This is a genomic window from Malaciobacter halophilus (assembly GCF_002837275.1).
Taxonomy (GTDB): domain Bacteria; phylum Campylobacterota; class Campylobacteria; order Campylobacterales; family Arcobacteraceae; genus Malaciobacter; species Malaciobacter halophilus.
The window spans coordinates 1-21,063 of record NZ_NXIF01000018.1 but is presented as its reverse complement, the minus strand read 5'-3'; the positions used below and the strand labels follow the sequence as shown (position 1 = coordinate 21,063).

Here is a 21,063-nt window from a genome sequence, read left to right as displayed (position 1 = left end):
TTAATTTCCTTTCGTCATATTTTTAAAAACAAAATCTTGTTTTTCTTGTTCTGTTTTATACTCACTTTTAAAACTTTTGTCATAAACAAAAATATTTAATATAACTAAAATAGTAATTAATTTTATGATTACTATTTTCCATAAACTTTTTCCAACTGTTAAGTTTCTAAAACCCTCATAATATAGGTTAAAAACTGACTTTAAATAATTCATAATGCTCTCCATTTATTGAACATATGTTCAGAATTTTACAACTTTTTTGAACATATGTCAATAATTTACATGCAAAATTATGAAATTTATGATAAAATATCTTTTTATATAAGAAGGAATTAAATGGCTAGAGATAAAAATCAAAGAGAGTTAAACTTCAAACCCCTATTTAAAAAGTTTGGTCAAACTGAAATAGAAAACAATAATGAAATAGCTTTATTACATGAGGAGATTGAAGCAATATATCTTATGGATTTATTAGGACTTTATCAAGAAGATGCTGCAAAAAAAATGAATGTATCAAGACCTACATTCTCTAGAATCATTAGAAATGCTAGGCACAAAGTTGCAAATAGTTTAATTGGTGGTGCCAAATTGCACATTCATGACCAAAAAGACAGTTACTTGGTTGCAGTTTGCAGTGATGATGAAGATACACTTTCAAACTGTACTGCAAAAGGCAAATATATTTTAATCTTTGAAATTTTACACAAAGAGTACAAACTTTTAAAAAGTATTGAAAACCCTGTCTTTTTTCAAAAACAAAAACCTGGTATGATTTTACCAAAACTGTTAGTAGAACATAATGTTAACTTTTTTTTAGCATGTGAAGTAGGTGCAGGTTTAAAAAACTCTTTATTATCTAAAGGCATTTATACTATACTAAAAAAACGAATCAAATTTGATGATTTAGCAAATATACCAATTTAAGAGAAAAAATGATTAATAAAAACAATACAATTCAAACTCCTTTATTAGCAACAGATGGCATCATAAAACTATATGATAAAAATGAAAATTTTATTGGTATAGTTTTTATTACAAGAAAAAATCCTCCATTAGGTCTAGCTTTACCTGGAGGTTTTGTTGATATTGGTGAAAAAGTTGAAGATGCTTTAAAAAGAGAGATGAAAGAAGAAGTAAGTTTAGATGTAACTATTCAAAAACTTTTAGGAGTATACTCAGACCCTAAAAGAGATAATAGATTTCATTGTGTATCTTGTACATATATTTGCAAAGCTTATGGAAAACCAATTGCAGCAGATGATGCAAAAAGTATTGAAATTTATAATTTAGATGAAATTCCTTTTGATAAACTTGTATTTGACCATAAACAAATAATAAAAGATTTTCTAAAAAAAGAAGGCTGTATATAATGAAAAGTGAGAAACTAGAGCTTGAAACCTTACTAGAACTTTTTTACAATGCAAATGATATGATATTTGTAATTGATATAGATAATACAAAAATAGTATATGCAAATGAGATGTTTTTAGATAAATTTGAATATTCAAAAAAAGATTTAGAAACATTAGATATTAGTCAAATAAGAAAACCACTAGAAAATAAACCTTTTAAACAAATTTGTGAAGATATAAAAAAGAGTAAAAAAAGCTCTACATTTTCAAAATATTTTTCAAAATCTGGAAAAAAATATTATTTGGAATCACACAATAGCCTTCAAAGAATAAATAATAAAAACTATGTATTTAGTATCTCAAGAGATATAACAACAAAAATAGAAAAAGAGATTTTAATAGAAGAAGAGATAAATATCAAAATATCAGAGATTGAAAATCAAAAAATATTTTTAGATACATTATTACAAAGTAATCCTACTGCAATATTTTATAAAGATAAAGATGGCAAATATTTAGGTTGCAATAAAGCATGGGAAAAGTTAACAGGAATTGATAAAGATAGTGTTTTAAATAAATCTGTTTTTGATGTAGCTCCAAATGATATTGCAAAAATATATTTTGAGCAAGATAAAAAAGTATTAAGCCTTGAACAAAATCCACAAATTTATCAATCTGAAGTTTATAATAAAAGTCTGGATAAAAGATTTGATGTTGTTTTTTATAAATCTGCTTATTTTAATTCAAATGGCGAAGTAATAGGACTAATTGGAGTTGTTATAGATGTAACTGAAGTAATTGCCTTAGAAAAAGAGAAAGAAAAAAAAGAGAAAATCATATACCAACAATCAAAAATGGCTGCTATGGGAGAAATGATAGAAAGCATTGCACATCAATGGCGACAACCTTTATCTACAATGACAGTAAGTGCTAGTGGAATAAAAATGCAAAAAGAGTTTGGAATATTAGAAGATAAAAGTCTAAATGAGTTTTTAGATGCAATTTTAGACTCAGCTAATCATCTTTCACAAACAATTGATGATTTTAAAAACTTTTTTAAATCCAAAAAGATTGAAGAAGAGTTTGATATAAAAAATACAATAAAAAAAACACTAACACTTTTATCTTCAAAATTCAAAAATAGACATATTAAAATAATTAAAAATATACATAGTGTAAAAATATACTCTTTACAAAATGAATTAATTCATGTGATTTTAAATATTTTAAATAATGCAAATGATGCTTTAGAAGAGACAAATTTAAAACAAAAACTAATATTTGTTAATACAAAAAAAGATAAAAACAATCTAATTATTGAAATAATTGATAATGCAGGTGGTATAAAAGAAGAGTATATAAATAAAATATTTGATGCTTATTTTTCAACAAAAGATGAAAAAAAAGGCACAGGAATTGGTTTGTATATGAGTAAAGAGATTATAACAAATCATCTAAATGGTAATATAAAAGTTCAAAACTATAAACTACAATACAAAGAGAAAAACTACACAGGAGCAAAATTTACAATAACTCTTCCTTTATAAATAAGGTTCATTTAAGGCCTTAATACCTAAAATTAATTACTTTAATATAAGGAAAATCATGGGAAATTATGACCAAATCATAGTACTAATAATAGTATTTACTGCTTCATTTACAACATGGAAATTAGTAAAAGACTTTTATATTACTAAAATACATATGGTTTTTGCTCACTTAATTGCCATAGCAACTGCTTCATTTATGCTTTTATCAACAATGTTCCTATTTATGCCTAAAAACTATGTAAAAGGACAAAGTGCAGAAGTAGAACTATCTTTTACATCAGTAATTATTGTAATTATAATGGTAGGAATTTTATACCTATTTTTTAAATACCTCCCTTCTAAAGATAAATAATTTTATCTTTAGATAAAATCTTACTTTTATAACCTAAACTTATATTTATACTCTTTTAAAATATAATTATATTTTTATTGATTTATATCAATGATAATTAAAATCATTTTTGTTATACTTCTTTAAATTTTATTTTTTAGGGATAAAAATGCATTTTAAATTATTAGTTTTACTTATTATTTTATTTCAACTTAGTTTTGCGAAAGAGAACCAAATAGTTGTTGCAGGTCCTATTGCAACGGTTTCACACCCATTTTTCCATATGATAAAAACCAATGCATTAAATGATGTAACAAATAATTTAGAGTTTAAACTTTGGAAAAATCCTGATGAACTAAGAAGTTTAATATTAAATAACAATGTTGACATTATAGCAATACCTACAAATGTTGCTGCAAATTTATACAATAAAAACCAAGATATAAAACTACTTGGAGTTTCAATTTGGGGGATACTTGGTTTAATAAGTAGAGATAATAATTTAAAAACACTAAAAGATTTTAAAAACAAAGAAATAGTTGTTCCTTTTAGACAAGACATGCCAGATATTGTATTAACACAGCTTATAAAAAATCAAGGAATGGATATTCACAAGGATTTTAAAATTAGATATGCAAGTTCTCCTATTGATGCAATGCAAATGCTTATTTTAAGACAAGTTGATCATGCACTACTTGCAGAACCTGCTATATCTATTGCTTTAAGAAAAACAAAATCTTTTCCTTTAAAACTTGTTGCTCCTGATTTATATAGAAGTGTAAATCTGCAGGAAGAATGGGGAAAAACTTTTAATACAAAAGAACAAGTTCCTCAAGCAGGAATTGCTATACTTGGTAAACTATCAAAGAATAAATACTTAATAAAAAGATTTGAACAAGAGTATATAAAATCTCTTAACTGGTATAAAAATAATCCTAAAAAAGCTTCAAAATTAACTGTTGCAAATTTAAAGATGCTTGAAGAAAAAGGTTTAGCTGATTCTATTAAATATGTAGATATAGAATATAAAAAAGCAATTGATTCAAAAGATGATATTGAAGAATTTTTCAAAATTTTGATGCAAAGTAATCCCAAACTAATTGGAAGTAAACTTCCAGATTCTAATTTTTACTATAAAGATTAAATATGAAATTTATATTTAAAATATTAAAAGATTTTCCTAAATATCTATTTAGTGGATTAACCTCTATTGCATCTATTTTTTTGTTTATAGCACTTTGGGATATGGCAAATCAACTTTATGGAACATTAGTATTACCTTCACCTAAAGAGACATTCATAACTTTATATGAGCTTTTAAATGATGAAATAATTTATGGTGAAATAAAATTGACTATTTATAGAGCATTTTATGGTTTTTTTTTATCCTTAATTATTGGAACAATACTTGGAGTATTAGCAGGTTTTTTTGTAACTGCATCTATTATGAGTAGACCAATTGTTACTATTTTAGTAGGAATGCCTCCAATTGCTTGGATAGTACTTGCAATGATTTGGTTTGGGATAAGTGATAAAACTGTTATTTTTACTGTTGTTATAGCATCTTTTCCTATTATATTCGTAGGATCTCTACAAGGTACAAGAACTTTAGATTCAGATTTAAAAGAGATGGCACAAAGTTTTAATCTACCTTTTAAAATGAAATTATTTGACATATACTTTCCACACATCTTCTCTTATGTATTTCCTGCTTGGGTTAGTGCTTTAGGAATGAGTTGGAAAATAATTGTTATGGCTGAATTACTATCTTCAAATAGTGGTATTGGTGCACAATTAGCAATTGCAAGAAGTTTACTTGATACCCCAACAGCTTTAGCTTTAGTAATAATAATGATTGGTTCACTTTTATTTATTGAATATATCATATTAGAACCAATTAAAAGAGAGGTTGAATCATGGAGAGACTAGAGGTGAAAAATTTATCATTCTCTTTTGGAGTAACACAAGTATTAGATGAAATAAACTTTACTTTAAACAAAGGTCATGTTTTATCAATAGTTGGGCCAAGTGGTGGAGGCAAAAGTACTTTATTAAAATTATGTGCAAATATTTTAAATATTGAGCAAGGAGAGATTAATAACTCTTTTAAATATTATTCTTTTGCTTTTCAAGATACAAGATTGCTTCCATGGAAAAATGTTATTGACAATATAAGCTTAAGCTTATTAGCAAAAAATATAAATAAAAAAGAAGCATTATTAAAAGCAGAAAATATTGCAATTAAAATGGGATTAAAACAAGAGGATTTTGATAAATTTCCAAAAGATTTAAGTGGAGGGATGAAACAAAGAGTTTCATTTGCAAGAGCTTTAGTGATAAATCCAAAACTTTTATTTTTAGATGAACCATTTTCTGCACTTGATATTGGTTTAAAAAAAGAGTTACAAGAGTATTTAATCAACTTAGTTGAGAATGAAAACCTCAGTATATTATTTATTACTCATGATTTAATGGAAGCTGTAAAATTAAGTGATGAGATTTTGGTTTTAGAGCCAAATCCAGGAAGAATAATTAAAAGTTTTAAAATAGATGAACAAAAAAGTTTAAGAGATACTAACTTTGTATATAAAACAAGTGCAAAACTTTTAAACAACAAATATATAATTGATACATTTTTCAAAGGATAATTATGCAAAAAAGTGAACATTATGGAAATTATCCAAAAAATATTAATCCTCCTATTTATTTAGCATATGCTTTTAGAATTTTTTTCCTAATATTACCATATTACATAGTATTGAATATTATTTTATGGGGATTTGTTTATTCTGGCTATTTAAATCTAAACTTTATGGATGATATATTAACCTGGCATATTTATGAGTTTCTATATGGAGTTGGAAGTGCAGGAATATGTGCATTTGTATTAACTGCTGTTCCTGAATTTTTTAAAAAAGAATTACCAGTTGTTGATAAGAAGTTACTATATATCTTTATTATGTGGATTTTAGGAAGAGTTAGTTTTTGGTTTATTGATTATATACATATATATATTGTTGCTTTTTTAAACTGCTTTTTACTTCTTTATACTATTTATTTAGTTTATAAACCTTTTTTTAAAGATGATAATCAAAAACATACTTCAATTTTAATTTGTATAATAACTATATTTTTAATTCAAGTACTATTTTTTCTATCATATACAAGTTTAATAAATATAAATTCATTTGAAATATTAAAATTTTCATTATCTTTTTTTATGATTTTAATACTACTTGTTTTAAGAAGAGTGAACATGGAAACAGTAAATGATTTACTTGAAAAAAAAGATATTAATAAAGTATTTTTAGCAAAATCATTTAGATATAATATCGCAATATTTACTATTATAATCTTTGCAACAGTTAGTTTATTTCTTCCTAACAATTATGCTCTTACATGGATCGCTTTTGCTTGTAGTTTTGCTATATTATCTTTACTTAATGATTACTTTATTCAAGAACCATCTATTTTTAAAAGTTATTTAATACTTAGTCTAATATCTCTTATTTTAATAATGAGCTTAGGTTACTTTTCAATTGGATATGCTTTTTTAATGCAAGAATTTTTTGAAATATCTAATTATATTCATTTTTTAACAACTGGTGCTTTTGGTCTTGCTTTTTATTTGGTAATGGTAGTTGTATCATATGTTCATACAGGAAGAGAATTAGTAATTGAAAATAAAGCTTTTTTAGGAGCTTTATTAATCATATTTGCAACTATATTAAGAGTCTTTTTTGAAAGTCAAAATATATATCTTATTTCCACAATAGTTTGGGCAAGTGCATTTTTAATCTATAGTTTTTCATATTCATCATATTTATTAAAAAAAAGAGTAGATAACCTTCCTGGGTAATCCTACTTTTTTTTTAGATAATTATTGATAATAATTATCACAATTTATATCATAAAGGTAACATAAAATGAAAAAAAAATTAGTTTTGTCTTCAATTGCATCTATTTTATTATTACAAAATAGTATAAAAGCAAATACAAAAATAGATAGCGTTACAGTAACAACAGCAACTAAAACACAAAGAACAATTGATGGAGTAAGTGCTTCAATTCAAGTAATTACACAAAAAGATATTAAAAGGATAAATGCTGAATCATTAAAAGATATCATAAAAAAATTATCAGGATTAACAATTCAGTATGGAACATTTCCTAATGCTAGTTCAAAATCAAAATCTTCTATATCAATTAGAGGTATGAGTGCAAATGGTACTTTATTTTTAATTGATGGAAGAAGAATGGCAGGAGAAGTAAAAAATCCTTATGACTTAGATAGAATTCCTGCAAGTTCAATACAAAGAATAGAGATAATAAAAGGCCCAATGTCTACACTTTATGGAGCAGATGCTTTAGGTGGAGTAATTAATATTATTACAAAAAAACCTACAGAAGATGTTCAAATTGATTTTTCAGTAAGATATGGACAAAATAAAGATGGTGATGCAAAAAATAAAAATGCATCATTTTCATTAAGAGGTAAAAAAGATAAATTACTTTATTCAATATATGCAAATAGCACAAATACTACACCATATACACAAAAAGAAAAAGCAAATGTACTAGTAAATCAAATAGGAGGACCTAATCATGGAAGTAAACAAAAACCATCAAACCTTACACCAGGAACTCCTTCTTATGCATTAAGTGGTCTAAATGATATATATAATCATGATGTTACATATAAAGAAGATAGTCAAACTTATACCGTTGGTGGAAGATTTGATTATTTAATTAGTGATAATTCAAAAGTTGGTTTAGATATTAATTACTTTGATGAAACAAGAGATGGTTCATACGTGGGATACTTTCACCCATCAAATATAAGTCCAGCACCTGGCAAAAAAATCCCAGTTTTTAATATTCCAGTTAATTCAAAAGATGAAAATGAAAGATTAGATTTAGGTTTTGATTTTGAAACTAATATTAATAAAGATTTAATTTTAAAATTAAGAGCATATAGAAGTTATTATGAAAAAAGAAATACAACAACAGCAAAATATTTTAAACAAATGGGATATGATAGTAAATCTCAATCAGCAAATAATGGAATGAATGCAAATGTTGAAATTCTAACATATGAAGCTTTAGTTAATTATATAGCAAATGATTTTCACTTACTAACAGCAGGAGTTGAAAAAAGAGATGAAGAAAGAGAAGCTAGTGTATTTACAAGTAGTACTGATATGAGTATAAAAAAAGTAGATTATAAAGCTATTTATTTACAAGATGAATGGAAAATAAATGAAACTATAAATGCGACACTGGGACTTAGATATGATAAAATATCTAATGCAGAAAATAAAACAACATTTAAAGTAGGTCTTGTAAAAAATTTCTCTAAAGAATTAAATTTAAGAGCTAACTTTGCACAAGGATATAGAACACCAGATATTAGAGAGATGTATATTAACAAACAAACTCCAAATGGTTTACAACAAGGTGCTGATGTAATTGGATATGATTTAAAACCAGAGTTTACAAACTCTTATGAAATAGGAATTTTTGGAGAATATAAAAACTTAAGATATAGTAGTTCTATATTTTTAAATGATATTGATGATAGAATTTCACAAGTTTTAAAATCTAATGGTACTAGTAACTATTATACTTTTGAAAATGTTAGTAATGCTCAAACAAAAGGATTTGAACTAGATTTAACATATGATATTTTAAGTAATTTAAGTACTACTTTAAGTTATACCGAACTTCAAACTAAGAATAAAGATACAAATAAAGATTTGGAATTTAACCCAAAGAGAACTATCAATTTAAGTTTTGAATATCTTCCTACAGATAATTTTGTTCTTATTTTAAGTAGTAGACACATAGGAAAACAATACTATCAAGAAAATATAAATAATACTAAAAAAGATAAATATACAAATAATTACACTCTTTTTGATTTAAGTACAAACTATAAAATTAACAAAAATAGTGAATTCTTTTTTGGAGTTGATAATATCTTCGATAAAGAAGTAAATGACGTAATTGGTTCAAATATTGGTACTTTTATTTATACTGGGATAAGATTTAATTTCTAGTTAATTATTTTCTAAGCTTAATATGATAATAATTATCAAAATTTTTGACAAGGGATTATATGGAAGATTTTTTTCTAATAAAACTAGGAGAAGACGAATATAGCAATCATCTGGAGTATGATGATATGGCTATTGAGTATTGTGTTGATGTGCTAGACATACCTGAAGAAAAGATTGAGAGTGTAAATATCTTAGGTGAACATAAAATTGAATTAAACTTACAAAATCTTGAAAAAGAAGATGTTATAGAAGATTGGTATGTAAATCTTCATAAAATAAGTGATTAAATGCAACTAAGTTGCATTTAATCAAAAATAGACTACTATTATTATCAAGTTTTATTAAATAATAGTGATAACAAGTATCATTATAAGCATATTTTAATAATTCTTTCCGTAATATTTTACTGCGCGAATTAGTTCTTCTAATAAAACACACATAAGGAAATATAATGAAAAAACAAATAAGTTTAATTGCAAGCGCTGCAATACTAAGTGCAACAGCTGTTTATGCTGATTCAAATTCAATTGATGAAGCTTTTAAAAATGGAAAAGTTAGTGGAGATGTATCTTTTCACTATCAAACATGGGATAGAAATGGTGGAGAAGAGGATAGTAGTTTCTCAACACCTTCAGTTGGATTAAAATATGAAACTGACTCTTTTAAAGGTTTCTCAGCAGCAGTAGGATTTAGAGGAAATACACAAACATCTGAAAAAAATCACAATGACTATGAAAATGAAATGGCAGAGGATGGTTCTGTAACAGAAGCATATATTCACTATGAAAATGATACTTTTGCCGTAAGAGCTGGTAGACAAGAGATTGATTTAGAGTGGTTAGGTGATTACAATGATGGTATTGTTGGTATTTTAAAAGCAATTCCATACACGACTTTAACTGCTGGATACACAAATAGACAAGCTGCTATTGCACTTGATGAACATGGTTCTTTTGAAAGATTTGAAAATAAGAAAGAAAATAACACAGAAGCTTATGTAATAGATGCAAAAATTGAACCTTTAAAAGGTTTAGTATTTAACCCATATTTTTATACAGCAGATGAGATTGCTGATTATTATGGTTTAAAAGCTGACTATGATACTGATTTATTTGGTTTAACAGCACATTATGCAGCTTCAAATGAAGATAATCCAAAAGGTGCTGATAAAATGGAAGATGGAAGTATTTATAATTTAGAAGGTAGATTAAATATTGACTCTTTTGCATTTACAGCTGGATACATCAAAACTGATAGTGATGGAGCGATTGGTTCAATGGATTCTTTAGGAGATAATATTGACCCAACAGAAGAGTTAGGAGATGCAGTTTATGGTACAGATGCAAAAACTTACTATTTAGGTGTAGGATACACATATAATGCACTTGAATTATCTGCTCTATACACACATGCAGACCATGATGTTGACTCTAAAAGTGTAGATGATAAAGAGATTGCATTAACAGCTTCATATGCATTTACTGAGCAACTAGGTGCTGAACTTATCTATTCTGATGCAAATATTGATAAAAACTCTGATTTAAACAATGGAGAAGACTACAATAAATTTGTTGCAAATATTACTTATAGCTTCTAGTTATAACTACAAAATTTTTTATATATTATGAAAAAAGGGATTGGGTTTTCTCAGTCCCTTTTTTTATTTTCAATATTTTTGATAATAAGTATCAATATTAATCTATATTTAAGATTTTCTCTTGTATTATTTTAATAATGATTATCATTAAAGGAATGAGAATGAAAGCTAATTATGTTTTAAAAAATAAAGATGACTTAATCAAACCTACTGGGTGTACTTGTTAAAAAAGGGAGAACAAATGAGTGTATTAATTATTGGCGGAGATAAGATTTCACATATATCAAATATGTTAGAAGATTTAGGTGCAAAAACAATCAATCATTGGGACGCAAGAAAAAAATCATCTGCTCCTAAAAAGAAAGTTCCTCAAGACACAGATTGTATTATAATGTTAACATCTTTTTTAAATCATAATACTATGCTTAAATATAAAAGTGAAGCAAAGAAAAAAAAGATTCCATTTATTTGCGCAAAAAGAAGTGTAAATTGCGTATATGATGAGTATGTTAAAATTATGGGGATTAAAAACTGTAATGAATGCTATGCAAATTGTGGATGTAAATAATGAGCAATATGAATAGTTTTAATTTCAATGAAAGTTTTTTGGGGTTCATAGATGATTGTGAACTCCTTCCTAAAGATTTTGATGAGTTTACATCAACTGTAAGGTTAAGACAACTATTCTTAGCACTTAGCAACAATATATTATCAACAGCATGTAGATTTACAAAATATGAGCAAAGAAGATTAAGAAAATTCTCTTTAAAAGAGGCTTTTAATCAAAAAATAAACTCTATGCTTCCAAATAGAGTTCCATATACAGCAAAACATATAAAGGTTTTCAATTTTTGTAAGGATTCAACAAAGATAATTAACTCTTACAAAAACTCTAAATCAACATTAGTTGTTACTTCAAATAAAAAACTTTTAGATGTAGCAAAATTAATCTCACTTTGTTACATAAATAATAAATTTCAATTTATTTTAGATAAAAATTTACTTTTTCATGAGTTTGTTTATAGAAAAATTAAAAAGCTTCACAAAGATAAGACTGTAAAAGACCATGGCGATTCTATATCAATTACAGGAGAGAATGTAGATGCACTTAAAATTTATACATCATGGAAAAATATACAAAGAAACAAACCAGATATAAAAGATGAACTTGAATATGCTATTAAAAGTATAAAAAAAGAGAACTATTCTCAAGTTTACTTAGTATATCCAAAAGCAAATGACTTTAAACGTCATATTCCAGTTTATGTGGATGAGCTAAAAAATAGAACATATATAATAAAAGCTATTCCATATTCACTAAGATCAACAATTAGATAATTTAAGGAGAATAATAAGATATGTCAACAGCACTATTTTTTGCAAGTAGCACAGGAAATACAGAAGAAGTAGCACAAAAAATTGCACAAGCATTAGGGGATATTAAAACATTTAATATTTGTGATGAAGATGTAAATAAAGTAAAAGATTTTGATAAATTAATTATTGGTACACCAACATGGGGAGAGGGGGAACTTCAAGATGATTGGGATGAGATTTGGGAAGAGTTTTGTAAGCTTGACTTAACTGGAAAAACTGTTGCCCTTTTTGGTTTAGGTGACCAAGATGGATATGGTGATGAGTTTTGCGATGCACTAGGAATTATGTATGAACAAGTAAAAAAAGCTGGTGCAAACGTTATTGGCTTTACCTCAATTGAAGGGTATGACCATGAATACTCAAAAGCTCAAATTGATGATGAATTTGTGGGACTAGTAATTGATGAAGATAATCAAGATGACTTAACTGATGAAAGAATAGATAACTGGATAGAAAAAATCAAACCTGAAATTTTATAACCTATAAAGAAGTCTTGAATAACTCAAGACTTCAATTACTAACAAATACTATCTTCTTAAATTAATTATTTATTAATCTTTTTAATTTATACTATTTTTAAACATTTTATTCTAATATATAAATAAACAATTTAAAGCAAAGGAGTTACTATGACAAGTGCAATATTCTATGCAAGCAAAGGTGGGAACACAAAAGAGGTAGCAAATAAAATATCTTTTGCTTTAGATGAGATAAGAGTTTTTGATATAGCAGTTACAGGAAGTGAGTATATATCAGATTACAAACACATAGTTTTTGGTATTTCTACTTGGCATGGTGGAGAGATGCAAAAAGATTGGAAAAAAATTTGGGATGATTTTAAAAGTATAGACTTTGAAGGAAAAACTGTTGCTATTTTTGGATTAGGTGACCAAAAAAATTATCCTAATGAATTTGCTGATGCTATGAAATATGTTTATGATGACTTAATTGAAAGTAAAGCAACAGTTGTTGGTTTTACATCAACAAATGGATATGAATTTAATGAATCAAAAGCAGTTGTAAATGACAAGTTTGTAGGATTAGTAATAGATGAAGTAAATCAGCCACACCTTACAGATGAAAGAATTAAAAAGTGGGCTGATGATATAAGAGCGGATATATTACACGCTACATCTTAAAAGTTTATTTAATAAAAAATAACATCATTTTTAAATAAGACATTTTTTATCCTATTTTAATAAAATTAGATTATAATTTCAAAAATATTAAAAGGATATAAAATGGCAACTGCAATATTTTATGCTAGTAGTACAGGAAATACTGAAGAAATTGCAAGTAAAATTATTGATAAATTAGGTCTTGAAAACTCATATAATATAAGTAATAATCAAGAGGACATTAAAAACATACAAAAGTATGATAAGCTTATTTTAGCAACATCAACTTGGGGAGATGGAGATTTACAAGATGATTGGGATGAGTCTTGGGATGAATTTAAACAAATTGATTTTTCAAATAAAACAGTAGCTTTAGTAGCTTTAGGAGATCAAGAAGGATATGATGATACATTTGTTAATTCTCTTGGTACAATGTATGAGCAAGTAAAAGCCCAAGGAGCTAATATAATTGGTTTTACTTCAACTGCAGGGTATGAATTTGAAGAATCAACAGCTGTAATTGATGATGAATTTGTTGGATTAGTAATTGATGAAGATAATCAAGATGATTTAACTGATGAAAGAATAGATGCTTGGATTGAAGATATAAAAGATGATATTTTATAAATATTAAGGAGTTTTGCTCCTTAATATAATAAACTATTTACTTTCTTGACAATCTTTACAAGTTCCATATAATTGCATAGAGTGGCTTGTAATTTTAAATTTATTCTTCTTTGCAATTCTTTCTTGTCTTTTTTCTATTTCATCATCTAAAAATTCTACTATTTTTCCACAAGAAGTACAAATTAGGTGATCATGGTGAGATTTTGCATTACTTTCGTATTTTTTTCCTTCTGTTCCAAAAGCAATAGATGTAATTAAGTTTACTTCTTCTAAGAAACCTAAAGCTCTATATACTGTAGCAATACCTATATTTGACTCTGGATATTTTGTTTTTATTTGATTATATACATCTTCAGCACTTAAATGTTCTTCAGCATTAATAAGAATATCTAAAACAATCTCTCTTTGTTCTGTATACTTTAAACCCTTTTGTTTTACTATTCTTTTAAGCTCTTCTATTACTTCTTCATTGTTTGTCATTAAAATACGCCCTTAAAATTTTATAAATAATTATAGTATATCCAAAGTTAACAAAAATTTCAACTTAAGATTTATAAGATATTTTTATTTTTCTTTCAGTTTTTTCTTTTTTTTGTCAGGCTGGTAAAGTAAGTGATGCCATAAAGCAAAACCACAAAAAGCTGCTCCTGCAACGATATGAGTCTTTTTTGCAAGTTTATTTTTCATAAACATAGAAGTTACAACTGTTGCACCAAGAGTTGCAGTCATTCCAATTTTTGCAACTTCTTTTTTTACTTCTTGATCAAATTCCATTTCCTTTTTTCCTTCTTTGACGTCTTTGTCTTCTTTCAATTGTCTTCTTTGTTCCTTTTAAAGTCTCATATGTCAAAGCTGCTGTTAATACAGTAGCAAGAGGTAAAATTAGAGGCATAAATACTCCTTATGATAATAATTATCAATATTTTACTCTCTCTTTTATTAAAATAAACTGATATTAATTATCATAATAGATATATTTATCTTTTTGTTTTTACCCCTCTAATAGAGTTTAAAAGTAAGCCAATAGTTGTACCATTATGAAGTACTGCTGTTACAATTGGAGAAAATGCCCCAAATGTAGCACCTGCTAAAATACCAGAATTGATTCCAACTGTTGCTTTAAAATTTGTATTAATAAGACTCATAGTCTTATTTGCTAACTCTTTTGCTTCAACAACTGCATCAATATCATCTTTTAATAAACTTACATCTGCTGTTGCTTTTGCAATATCAGCACCTTTACTCATAGAGATACCTACATTAGCTGAAATTAAAGCTGGTGCATCATTTATTCCATCACCAACAAATGCAACATTTCGCCCTTGGTCTTTCATCTTTTTAACTATTGATGCTTTATCTGTTGGAAGAAGCTCAGAAAATACTTCATCTACACCTAACTCTTCAGCAACTTGTTTTGCTTTTTTGTCAACATCTCCTGTTAACATTACTATATGCTTTACACCAAGTTTTCTTAACTTTTCAATTGATTGTTTTGAGTTATCTCTAATTTTATCACTTAAAGCAATTGTTCCTAAAAGTTTATTATCAAAACCTACATAAAGTAGTGTTTTACCTTCATCTAAACTTTTATTTATCCTATCTTTATATTTAGAAAAATCTATTTTTTCATCATCTTCTAAAAAGTGTCTGCTTCCAATAACTACTGTTTTACCTTCAACTTCTGTTTTCACACCATGTGCTACAATAAACTCTACTTCTTCATGGTGCATATGAACAAAGCCTCTTTGTTTAGCAGCTTTTACAACAGCTTCTGCAACCGGATGAAAATAGTGTTCTTCTGTACTTGCTGTTAAATTAAGTAGCTCTTCTTCTGTCCACTCTTCATCATAAGAGTGTACTTCAATTACTTCTAAATCACCTTGAGTTAAAGTTCCAGTTTTATCAAAAACAAATGTATCTACGTTTGATAAAGATTCAATAGATTTTGCACCTTTTATCATAATACCTTCGTGTCCAGCTTTAGATATAGTTGATTTAAAAGCAACTGGTGTAGCTAATTTTAAAGCACAAGAGTAATCAGCTTGTAAAATTGAAGCAACTCTTTCAAAATCTCTAGTTACTACATAAGATAAACCAGCTAATCCTAAAGTAACAGGTACTAATTTATCTGCTAGTCTTGTTGCTTTTAATTGTACTGATGATTTCTCATTTAAAGAGCTTTCAATATAATGCTTTATTCTTTGTGTAGCAGTATTAGCACCAACATGTTCTGCCCAAATCTTAAGTCTTCCCTCTTCTAAAACAGTTCCAGAGATAACCCTATCTCCTCTAGCTTTTTTTATAGGTTCAGCTTCTCCTGTCATAGATACTTGATTTACACTTGCATCACCTTCAACAATATGACCATCAACAGGTATAGTACTTCCTGCTGAAACAACTACAATATCCCCTACTTCAATCTCTTCAGTTTTTACAACTACTTCAACTTTTTTACCATCTTGAACTTTTTCAACCCAAGCCTCTTTTACATTTGGCTTAGCAAGCTCTTTTAACAAGTCATCACTTTTATGAACAGTTGTTTCTTCTATATATTCACCAAGCTCTAACATAGCATTTGTTGAGTTTGCAGCTAAATAATCTTTTCTATAAACAGAAATACCAACAGCTGCACTTTCTAATACTCTTGAAGTAAGTCCTTCTTCAAAAAACTCTTTAGTTCCCTCAATAAGCATAGGCGTTGCAGCTGCAGTTGTAACTGTAGCTTTAGCAAAGTTATTTCTTATAAATCTCTCTGCTACAAGAGCAGAACTTGCTCTTATTACTCCAGATAAGCTTGGTTTTTCATTGCTTATACAATTTATACAAACTGCATTATCTTCACAATTTGTAGATAATAAATCATCTATTGTAAGCTCTTCAAGTGTTTTTTCTATACTATTAATAGTTTGAATATCTTTATTGATATTAAAAACTATACTTGCAGCTTTTTTGTTTACACGAACACTTTTAACTCCATCAATATTTTGTAAATATGATGTTAAAATATTTTCATCAATATACTCTTCTTTTAACAAAGAGTATTTATATCTTAATCTATTTGGTGTTTCATGTACTTTTACAAAACTATTTTTACTCATATATAATCTTTATTCTTGATTTGATTCCATTGCAGCTTTTGCATCTTCCATTCTCTCTTTCATCTCTTCCATTCCAGCTTGAAAAAGTTCAGTTCCTTTAGATACTGCTTTCATAATATTCTCTTGTGCACCCTTATTTGTTAAAAGATATGTTACAGCTGCACCAACTAATGCACCTTTTAAAAAATCTGCACTATTAAATCCATTTGTTCCTTGTCCTTGAACAGGAATATTTGGATTAACATTTTGATTAATATAAGGATTTTGATTTAAATTAACACCTTCTTGATTAATTCTACTATTTTCAATATTCATATCATATGTATTTTGGTTATTCATTTGATTATTCATTGCTTCCCTCTTCTAAAAGTTTATCTTCACAACAACTACTTTCAAGTTGCTCATATTTACTATTTAATTTATCATCAATAACCTCAACAGCATAAATTCCAGCCATGCCTACACTAAATGCTGTAAATGCTTTTAAAAATCCACCTTGCTGACCAATATGATTTGCCGTAGCAATTGCAGTTCCAGTTGCAATTGCCCCTTGTGCTGTTTTTTTAACAGTATCTTGTATAGCTTCATTTGAAGATAGTTTTTTTTCTTTTGCTTTTTTGTAATTTATTGTTCCAGATACAACTGCACTTGCAACTGCACCACTTACAATGTGACCTAAAACATTTCTTGGTTCACCTGTATTAATTAAGCCATTTTGCATTATTCATCTTCCTTTTTTTCTTCTACTTTCTTAATATTAGACTCTTCTAGTTTTTTTGTCTCTTTTTTCTCTTTTATACACTCTTTTGTTGCATCAATCGTACTTTTAACTTCACTTGCAGTCTCTTTTCCTTGCTCAATAGTTGACGAAGCGAACTCTTTTGATTTACCAAACAACTCTTTTGTCTTATTTTTAAGTGTTTCACTATTTTTATATGCTAAAACTGCTCCTGCTCCAATTGCTAATCCCGCTACAAATGGTAATGCCATAATTTACTCCTTATTTTCTTGATAACTATTAATAAAAGCAACTAATGCTGCACCTAAACCTGCTCCACTTATCATAGAGATATTTAATTTTGATAATAACTCTGTAATTTTATTTTGGTCTACATTTCCAGAAGCAATATCTTCTAAAAGCATTTGATACTCATTGGCTTTTGACATCATGTCATCAATACTATTTAAACTAGTGCTATGATTTACACCATTATAATGATTTAGTACACACCTTCTAAAAGCTGGCAGATGATTATTATATGATGCTGCTTGCAGTTTATAAAGTGTATCTTTTATATCATTTTGCGTAGTATTCGCAATAAGATGGTCATACATTGCAATATTGTTTATCTCACTTGCAACGCCTAATTCACAAGACTCAATATAAGTTTTTGGAACTTCAATTTTTGAAGCCCAATCATTTAAAGGTACTTCAACATTATACTTTTGTAAAAGAGGTATAAGTGCACTATAATGAACAGCTTCTGCTTCTTTAATATTAACAAAAGGATGAATTGCTCCAAACTTTTCAATTATTTTACTATAAGTTTCATAGGCTTTAAACTCATCATATACTGCAATTCTTAAAACTTGTGACTCAATAGTTTGCTCACTATTTAAATCAACTCTTTGGGATAGTAATATATCCTCATCATAATTTGCCACTACATCACCTCCTTTGCAAGATTATTTATTATTTGTGTGATTTCATCTAAATTTCTTTTATTGATTAAATCTTCCCAAATTTGAGGATTAAAAACTTTTGAATCGTATGTTATAGTAACTGAAGCAATAATCTTATTTATTTTAATATTTTTAATTCCTTCAATTTTATTTGGTAGTTGTTCAATATCTTCAATTGATATATTGTTACTTTCATTTTTTATTTTTGGATTAACTCTAACTCTTAACCTTCCAGGAGAGTGTGCAACAATAGTAAAGTAACTTGCTATATTTATTATATCTTCTGTTTTTATCAATAATTATCCTTTAATATGTGTAGTTTTGCTAAATAAAATTTAAGCTTACCTTAATGTAAATCAGCACTCATTATCAAAATGAGCTGCAAAATGAGAATAGCTATTTAAATCTAACTCTATTTCTACCTGCTTTTTTTGCAAAGTATAGTGCTTCATCAACTCTTTTATACACTTTTTCATAGCTTTCACCTTTCTTACAAAAGGTTGTTCCAAGGCTTATTGTAATATCTATTTCCAAACTATCACACTTAAATTTATGATTTTGTATTTCATCTTTTATTCTATTTGCAATGTTTATTATATTATTACTACTATTATCATTTATTAAAACTATAAACTCTTCTCCACCAAATCTTCCAATTAAATCATTTTTAGGTAACACTTTTCTTACAACTTTTGCTAACTCTTTTAAAACACAATCTCCAACAAAGTGACCATAAGTATCATTTATCTTTTTAAAATAATCAATATCAAAAATAATCAAACAAAAATCTCTTGCTTCTAACCAACAATTTAAAAATGAGCTAATTGTACTTTTATTGTAGACATTTGTTAATTCATCTATAGTTGCTTTTTGTTCTAAATGGCAAATCTTTTCATTATATTTTGATACATCATTCATACAAATTAAATATTTTTCCATATCTAGTTTTTGTACATCAAAAATAAAATACTTATGATTGTTTTGAACCTTTAGTTTTGCAGGCTTTTCATGGGATTCATACTTTCTTGCAATACTTAAAAGATTAGCTTGTGTTTTATTATCTAAAAGAGCAATATTTGTTAAAAAGTAGTCCTTTGTTTTAAAAATATCAATAAACTTTTTATTTGTTGTATGTATATCTTTTCCATCAGTTATTAATATAATATTCTTTTGAGTATCTAAAACTGATTGCAAGAAATCTCTCTCTTTTTTTAAATTTTCATGCTGTTTTAAACTTATTGAATTTAGCATATCATTTATCTTTTTAGCTAAATAAGTAATTTCATCATTATATTCAAGTTCAATTTTAAGTTGCAAACTACTTGATGTGGATACTTTTTTTACTATATTAGTAATGTATTTAATTCTTTTTGCAAAAAGTTTATCAATAAAAAAATATACAGAAACAATAAGTATAATAAATGTAATTATAAAAATATAAAACAAAGATTTGTTATTTTTATTTAACTGAATAAAATAGTCTCTATTCATTTTCATACTTATAAAAAAATCATTTTTACTAAACTCTTCTTTTAATTTTATATAAGTAAATAGTATTTTTTCATCTACTCTATTTATAGTATATTCTACTAAATTTTTATCTATTTTTATTTGTTTTTTTTCTTTAAAGTCATATGAAGGAACCAAAGATATATATTGGTGTGTAATTCTGCTAAGTTCAGATAAAAAAGAAGAATCCAATGTTCTTCCAACAAAAACATATCCTAAAAACTTCCTATTTTTATACACTTTTTTTATTGTAAAAAGCACTTTTTCATAATCAAGTGTTAAAAAATTAGTTTTTTTATCTTTTATATAATCTAAAATTTTTCTATTTTTAAAGAACTCTCTTATTTGCTTTGATGTTGATACAAATTCATCTGAATTAATATCATAAACATCACCATAAACAAACTCTTTATTTTTATCAAAAAGTAAAAAATGTGAATACTTATCTTTTATAAAATATCTTCTAAATTTCAATTGTTTTTTCTCAAAGATATTGTGTACTTTACTATTTGTAGAGTATTCATATGCAATATTATCCAAAAACTCTACTTTTGAATTTATTGCTTCAAAAAAAGTTTCAATACTTTTTTTTACTTGTTGATTTTCGAACTCAATTGTTCTATTTTCACTATCTTTTAATATACTAAAAATGCAAATTGTTAAAAATAAGCATATAAACCCAAAAAATATTGATATTTTAGACGTTATATTCATCTTTTCTCTTTATGATAATTTTTTTGAAGTATATATAATTTTTCTTTA

At 26.5% G+C, this 21,063-nt stretch carries 27 protein-coding genes; 16 read left to right on the top strand and 11 right to left on the bottom strand.

Annotated features, from left to right (window positions below; all coding sequences use genetic code 11):
- Nucleotides 1-213 (bottom strand): DUF4492 domain-containing protein, encoded by a 213-nt coding sequence (locus tag CP960_RS04845; protein ID WP_101184268.1) that lies wholly within the window; start codon nucleotides 211-213, stop codon nucleotides 1-3.
- 123 nt (nucleotides 214-336) lie between these two features.
- On the opposite strand from CP960_RS04845, the gene CP960_RS04840 reads away from it, so the two are divergent.
- The 16 genes from CP960_RS04840 (at nucleotide 337) to CP960_RS04765 (ending at nucleotide 14,011) form a co-directional block, all read left to right on the top strand.
- Entirely contained in the window at nucleotides 337-924 is a 588-nt protein-coding gene (locus CP960_RS04840; RefSeq protein ID WP_101184266.1) for a DUF134 domain-containing protein, read from the top strand.
- Between the two features lie 8 nt (nucleotides 925-932).
- Entirely contained in the window at nucleotides 933-1,370 is a 438-nt protein-coding gene (locus CP960_RS04835; protein WP_101184264.1) for an NUDIX domain-containing protein, read from the top strand.
- Complete coding sequence (locus CP960_RS04830; RefSeq protein WP_101184262.1) at nucleotides 1,370-2,899, top strand: sensor histidine kinase; 1,530 nt, start codon at nucleotides 1,370-1,372, stop codon at nucleotides 2,897-2,899. Before CP960_RS04835 ends, CP960_RS04830 begins: the two co-directional genes overlap by 1 nt.
- A gap of 58 nt (nucleotides 2,900-2,957) precedes the next feature.
- Nucleotides 2,958-3,254 (top strand): hypothetical protein, encoded by a 297-nt coding sequence (locus CP960_RS04825; RefSeq protein WP_101184260.1) that lies wholly within the window; start codon nucleotides 2,958-2,960, stop codon nucleotides 3,252-3,254.
- 148 nt (nucleotides 3,255-3,402) lie between these two features.
- Nucleotides 3,403-4,377: an ABC transporter substrate-binding protein gene (locus CP960_RS04820; RefSeq protein ID WP_101184258.1), complete on the top strand. Its 975-nt coding sequence runs from the start codon at nucleotides 3,403-3,405 to the stop codon at nucleotides 4,375-4,377.
- Nucleotides 4,378-4,379: 2 nt separating this feature from the next.
- Nucleotides 4,380-5,162 (top strand): ABC transporter permease, encoded by a 783-nt coding sequence (locus tag CP960_RS04815; RefSeq protein WP_101184256.1) that lies wholly within the window; start codon nucleotides 4,380-4,382, stop codon nucleotides 5,160-5,162.
- Nucleotides 5,150-5,881, top strand: a complete 732-nt coding sequence (locus CP960_RS04810; RefSeq protein WP_101184254.1) for an ATP-binding cassette domain-containing protein — start codon at nucleotides 5,150-5,152, stop codon at nucleotides 5,879-5,881. The genes CP960_RS04815 and CP960_RS04810 overlap by 13 nt, the downstream gene beginning before the upstream one ends.
- 2 nt (nucleotides 5,882-5,883) lie before the next feature.
- Nucleotides 5,884-7,092 (top strand): NnrS family protein, encoded by a 1,209-nt coding sequence (locus tag CP960_RS04805; RefSeq protein WP_101184252.1) that lies wholly within the window; start codon nucleotides 5,884-5,886, stop codon nucleotides 7,090-7,092.
- Between the two features lie 67 nt (nucleotides 7,093-7,159).
- On the top strand, nucleotides 7,160-9,292 hold the full coding sequence (locus CP960_RS04800) for a TonB-dependent receptor plug domain-containing protein (protein ID WP_101184250.1): 2,133 nt from the start codon (nucleotides 7,160-7,162) through the stop codon (nucleotides 9,290-9,292).
- Nucleotides 9,293-9,351: 59 nt separating this feature from the next.
- The gene (locus CP960_RS04795) at nucleotides 9,352-9,579 is read left to right on the top strand and encodes a hypothetical protein (RefSeq protein ID WP_101184248.1); all 228 of its coding nucleotides are present in this window, start codon (nucleotides 9,352-9,354) and stop codon (nucleotides 9,577-9,579) included.
- Nucleotides 9,580-9,743: 164 nt separating this feature from the next.
- Nucleotides 9,744-10,889, top strand: coding sequence for an Opr family porin (locus CP960_RS04790; RefSeq protein ID WP_101184246.1), 1,146 nt, complete (start codon nucleotides 9,744-9,746; stop codon nucleotides 10,887-10,889).
- Nucleotides 10,890-11,130: 241 nt separating this feature from the next.
- A complete protein-coding gene (locus tag CP960_RS04785; protein WP_101184244.1) occupies nucleotides 11,131-11,457 on the top strand; it encodes a DUF2325 domain-containing protein in 327 nt (108 codons plus the stop codon).
- Complete coding sequence (locus CP960_RS04780; protein WP_196778327.1) at nucleotides 11,457-12,227, top strand: hypothetical protein; 771 nt, start codon at nucleotides 11,457-11,459, stop codon at nucleotides 12,225-12,227. Before CP960_RS04785 ends, CP960_RS04780 begins: the two co-directional genes overlap by 1 nt.
- 20 nt (nucleotides 12,228-12,247) lie before the next feature.
- Nucleotides 12,248-12,745, top strand: a complete 498-nt coding sequence (locus CP960_RS04775) for a flavodoxin (protein WP_101184242.1) — start codon at nucleotides 12,248-12,250, stop codon at nucleotides 12,743-12,745.
- A 150-nt stretch (nucleotides 12,746-12,895) separates the two neighbouring features.
- Complete coding sequence (locus tag CP960_RS04770; RefSeq protein ID WP_101184240.1) at nucleotides 12,896-13,405, top strand: flavodoxin; 510 nt, start codon at nucleotides 12,896-12,898, stop codon at nucleotides 13,403-13,405.
- Nucleotides 13,406-13,507: 102 nt separating this feature from the next.
- A complete protein-coding gene (locus tag CP960_RS04765; protein ID WP_101184238.1) occupies nucleotides 13,508-14,011 on the top strand; it encodes a flavodoxin in 504 nt (167 codons plus the stop codon).
- A 33-nt stretch (nucleotides 14,012-14,044) separates the two neighbouring features.
- Here CP960_RS04765 and CP960_RS04760 read toward each other — a convergent pair whose 3' ends face one another.
- The 10 genes from CP960_RS04760 to CP960_RS04720 all read right to left on the bottom strand — a co-directional run bounded on the left by CP960_RS04760 (nucleotide 14,045) and on the right by CP960_RS04720 (nucleotide 21,015).
- Nucleotides 14,045-14,491: a Fur family transcriptional regulator gene (locus CP960_RS04760; protein WP_162919094.1), complete on the bottom strand. Its 447-nt coding sequence runs from the start codon at nucleotides 14,489-14,491 to the stop codon at nucleotides 14,045-14,047.
- Between the two features lie 84 nt (nucleotides 14,492-14,575).
- Nucleotides 14,576-14,785, bottom strand: a complete 210-nt coding sequence (locus CP960_RS04755) for a hypothetical protein (RefSeq protein ID WP_101184234.1) — start codon at nucleotides 14,783-14,785, stop codon at nucleotides 14,576-14,578.
- Nucleotides 14,775-14,903 (bottom strand): hypothetical protein, encoded by a 129-nt coding sequence (locus CP960_RS14050; RefSeq protein ID WP_265734449.1) that lies wholly within the window; start codon nucleotides 14,901-14,903, stop codon nucleotides 14,775-14,777. Before CP960_RS14050 ends, CP960_RS04755 begins: the two co-directional genes overlap by 11 nt.
- Nucleotides 14,904-14,988: 85 nt before the next feature.
- Entirely contained in the window at nucleotides 14,989-17,109 is a 2,121-nt protein-coding gene (locus tag CP960_RS04750; protein WP_101184232.1) for a heavy metal translocating P-type ATPase, read from the bottom strand.
- Between the two features lie 9 nt (nucleotides 17,110-17,118).
- Nucleotides 17,119-17,460 carry a YtxH domain-containing protein gene (locus CP960_RS04745; protein ID WP_191321642.1) on the bottom strand — a complete coding sequence of 114 codons (342 nt, stop codon included), beginning with the start codon at nucleotides 17,458-17,460 and terminating at the stop codon, nucleotides 17,119-17,121.
- Entirely contained in the window at nucleotides 17,453-17,830 is a 378-nt protein-coding gene (locus tag CP960_RS04740) for a hypothetical protein (RefSeq protein WP_101184230.1), read from the bottom strand. The genes CP960_RS04745 and CP960_RS04740 overlap by 8 nt, the downstream gene beginning before the upstream one ends.
- The gene (locus CP960_RS04735; RefSeq protein ID WP_101184228.1) at nucleotides 17,830-18,099 is read right to left on the bottom strand and encodes a YtxH domain-containing protein; all 270 of its coding nucleotides are present in this window, start codon (nucleotides 18,097-18,099) and stop codon (nucleotides 17,830-17,832) included. The genes CP960_RS04740 and CP960_RS04735 overlap by 1 nt, the downstream gene beginning before the upstream one ends.
- A 3-nt stretch (nucleotides 18,100-18,102) precedes the next feature.
- Nucleotides 18,103-18,774: a ferritin-like domain-containing protein gene (locus CP960_RS04730; protein WP_101184226.1), complete on the bottom strand. Its 672-nt coding sequence runs from the start codon at nucleotides 18,772-18,774 to the stop codon at nucleotides 18,103-18,105.
- Nucleotides 18,774-19,088, bottom strand: coding sequence for an HMA2 domain-containing protein (locus CP960_RS04725; RefSeq protein WP_101184224.1), 315 nt, complete (start codon nucleotides 19,086-19,088; stop codon nucleotides 18,774-18,776). Before CP960_RS04725 ends, CP960_RS04730 begins: the two co-directional genes overlap by 1 nt.
- A 100-nt stretch (nucleotides 19,089-19,188) precedes the next feature.
- Nucleotides 19,189-21,015: a sensor domain-containing diguanylate cyclase gene (locus CP960_RS04720; RefSeq protein WP_101184222.1), complete on the bottom strand. Its 1,827-nt coding sequence runs from the start codon at nucleotides 21,013-21,015 to the stop codon at nucleotides 19,189-19,191.
- Between the last annotated feature and the right edge of the window lie 48 nt (nucleotides 21,016-21,063).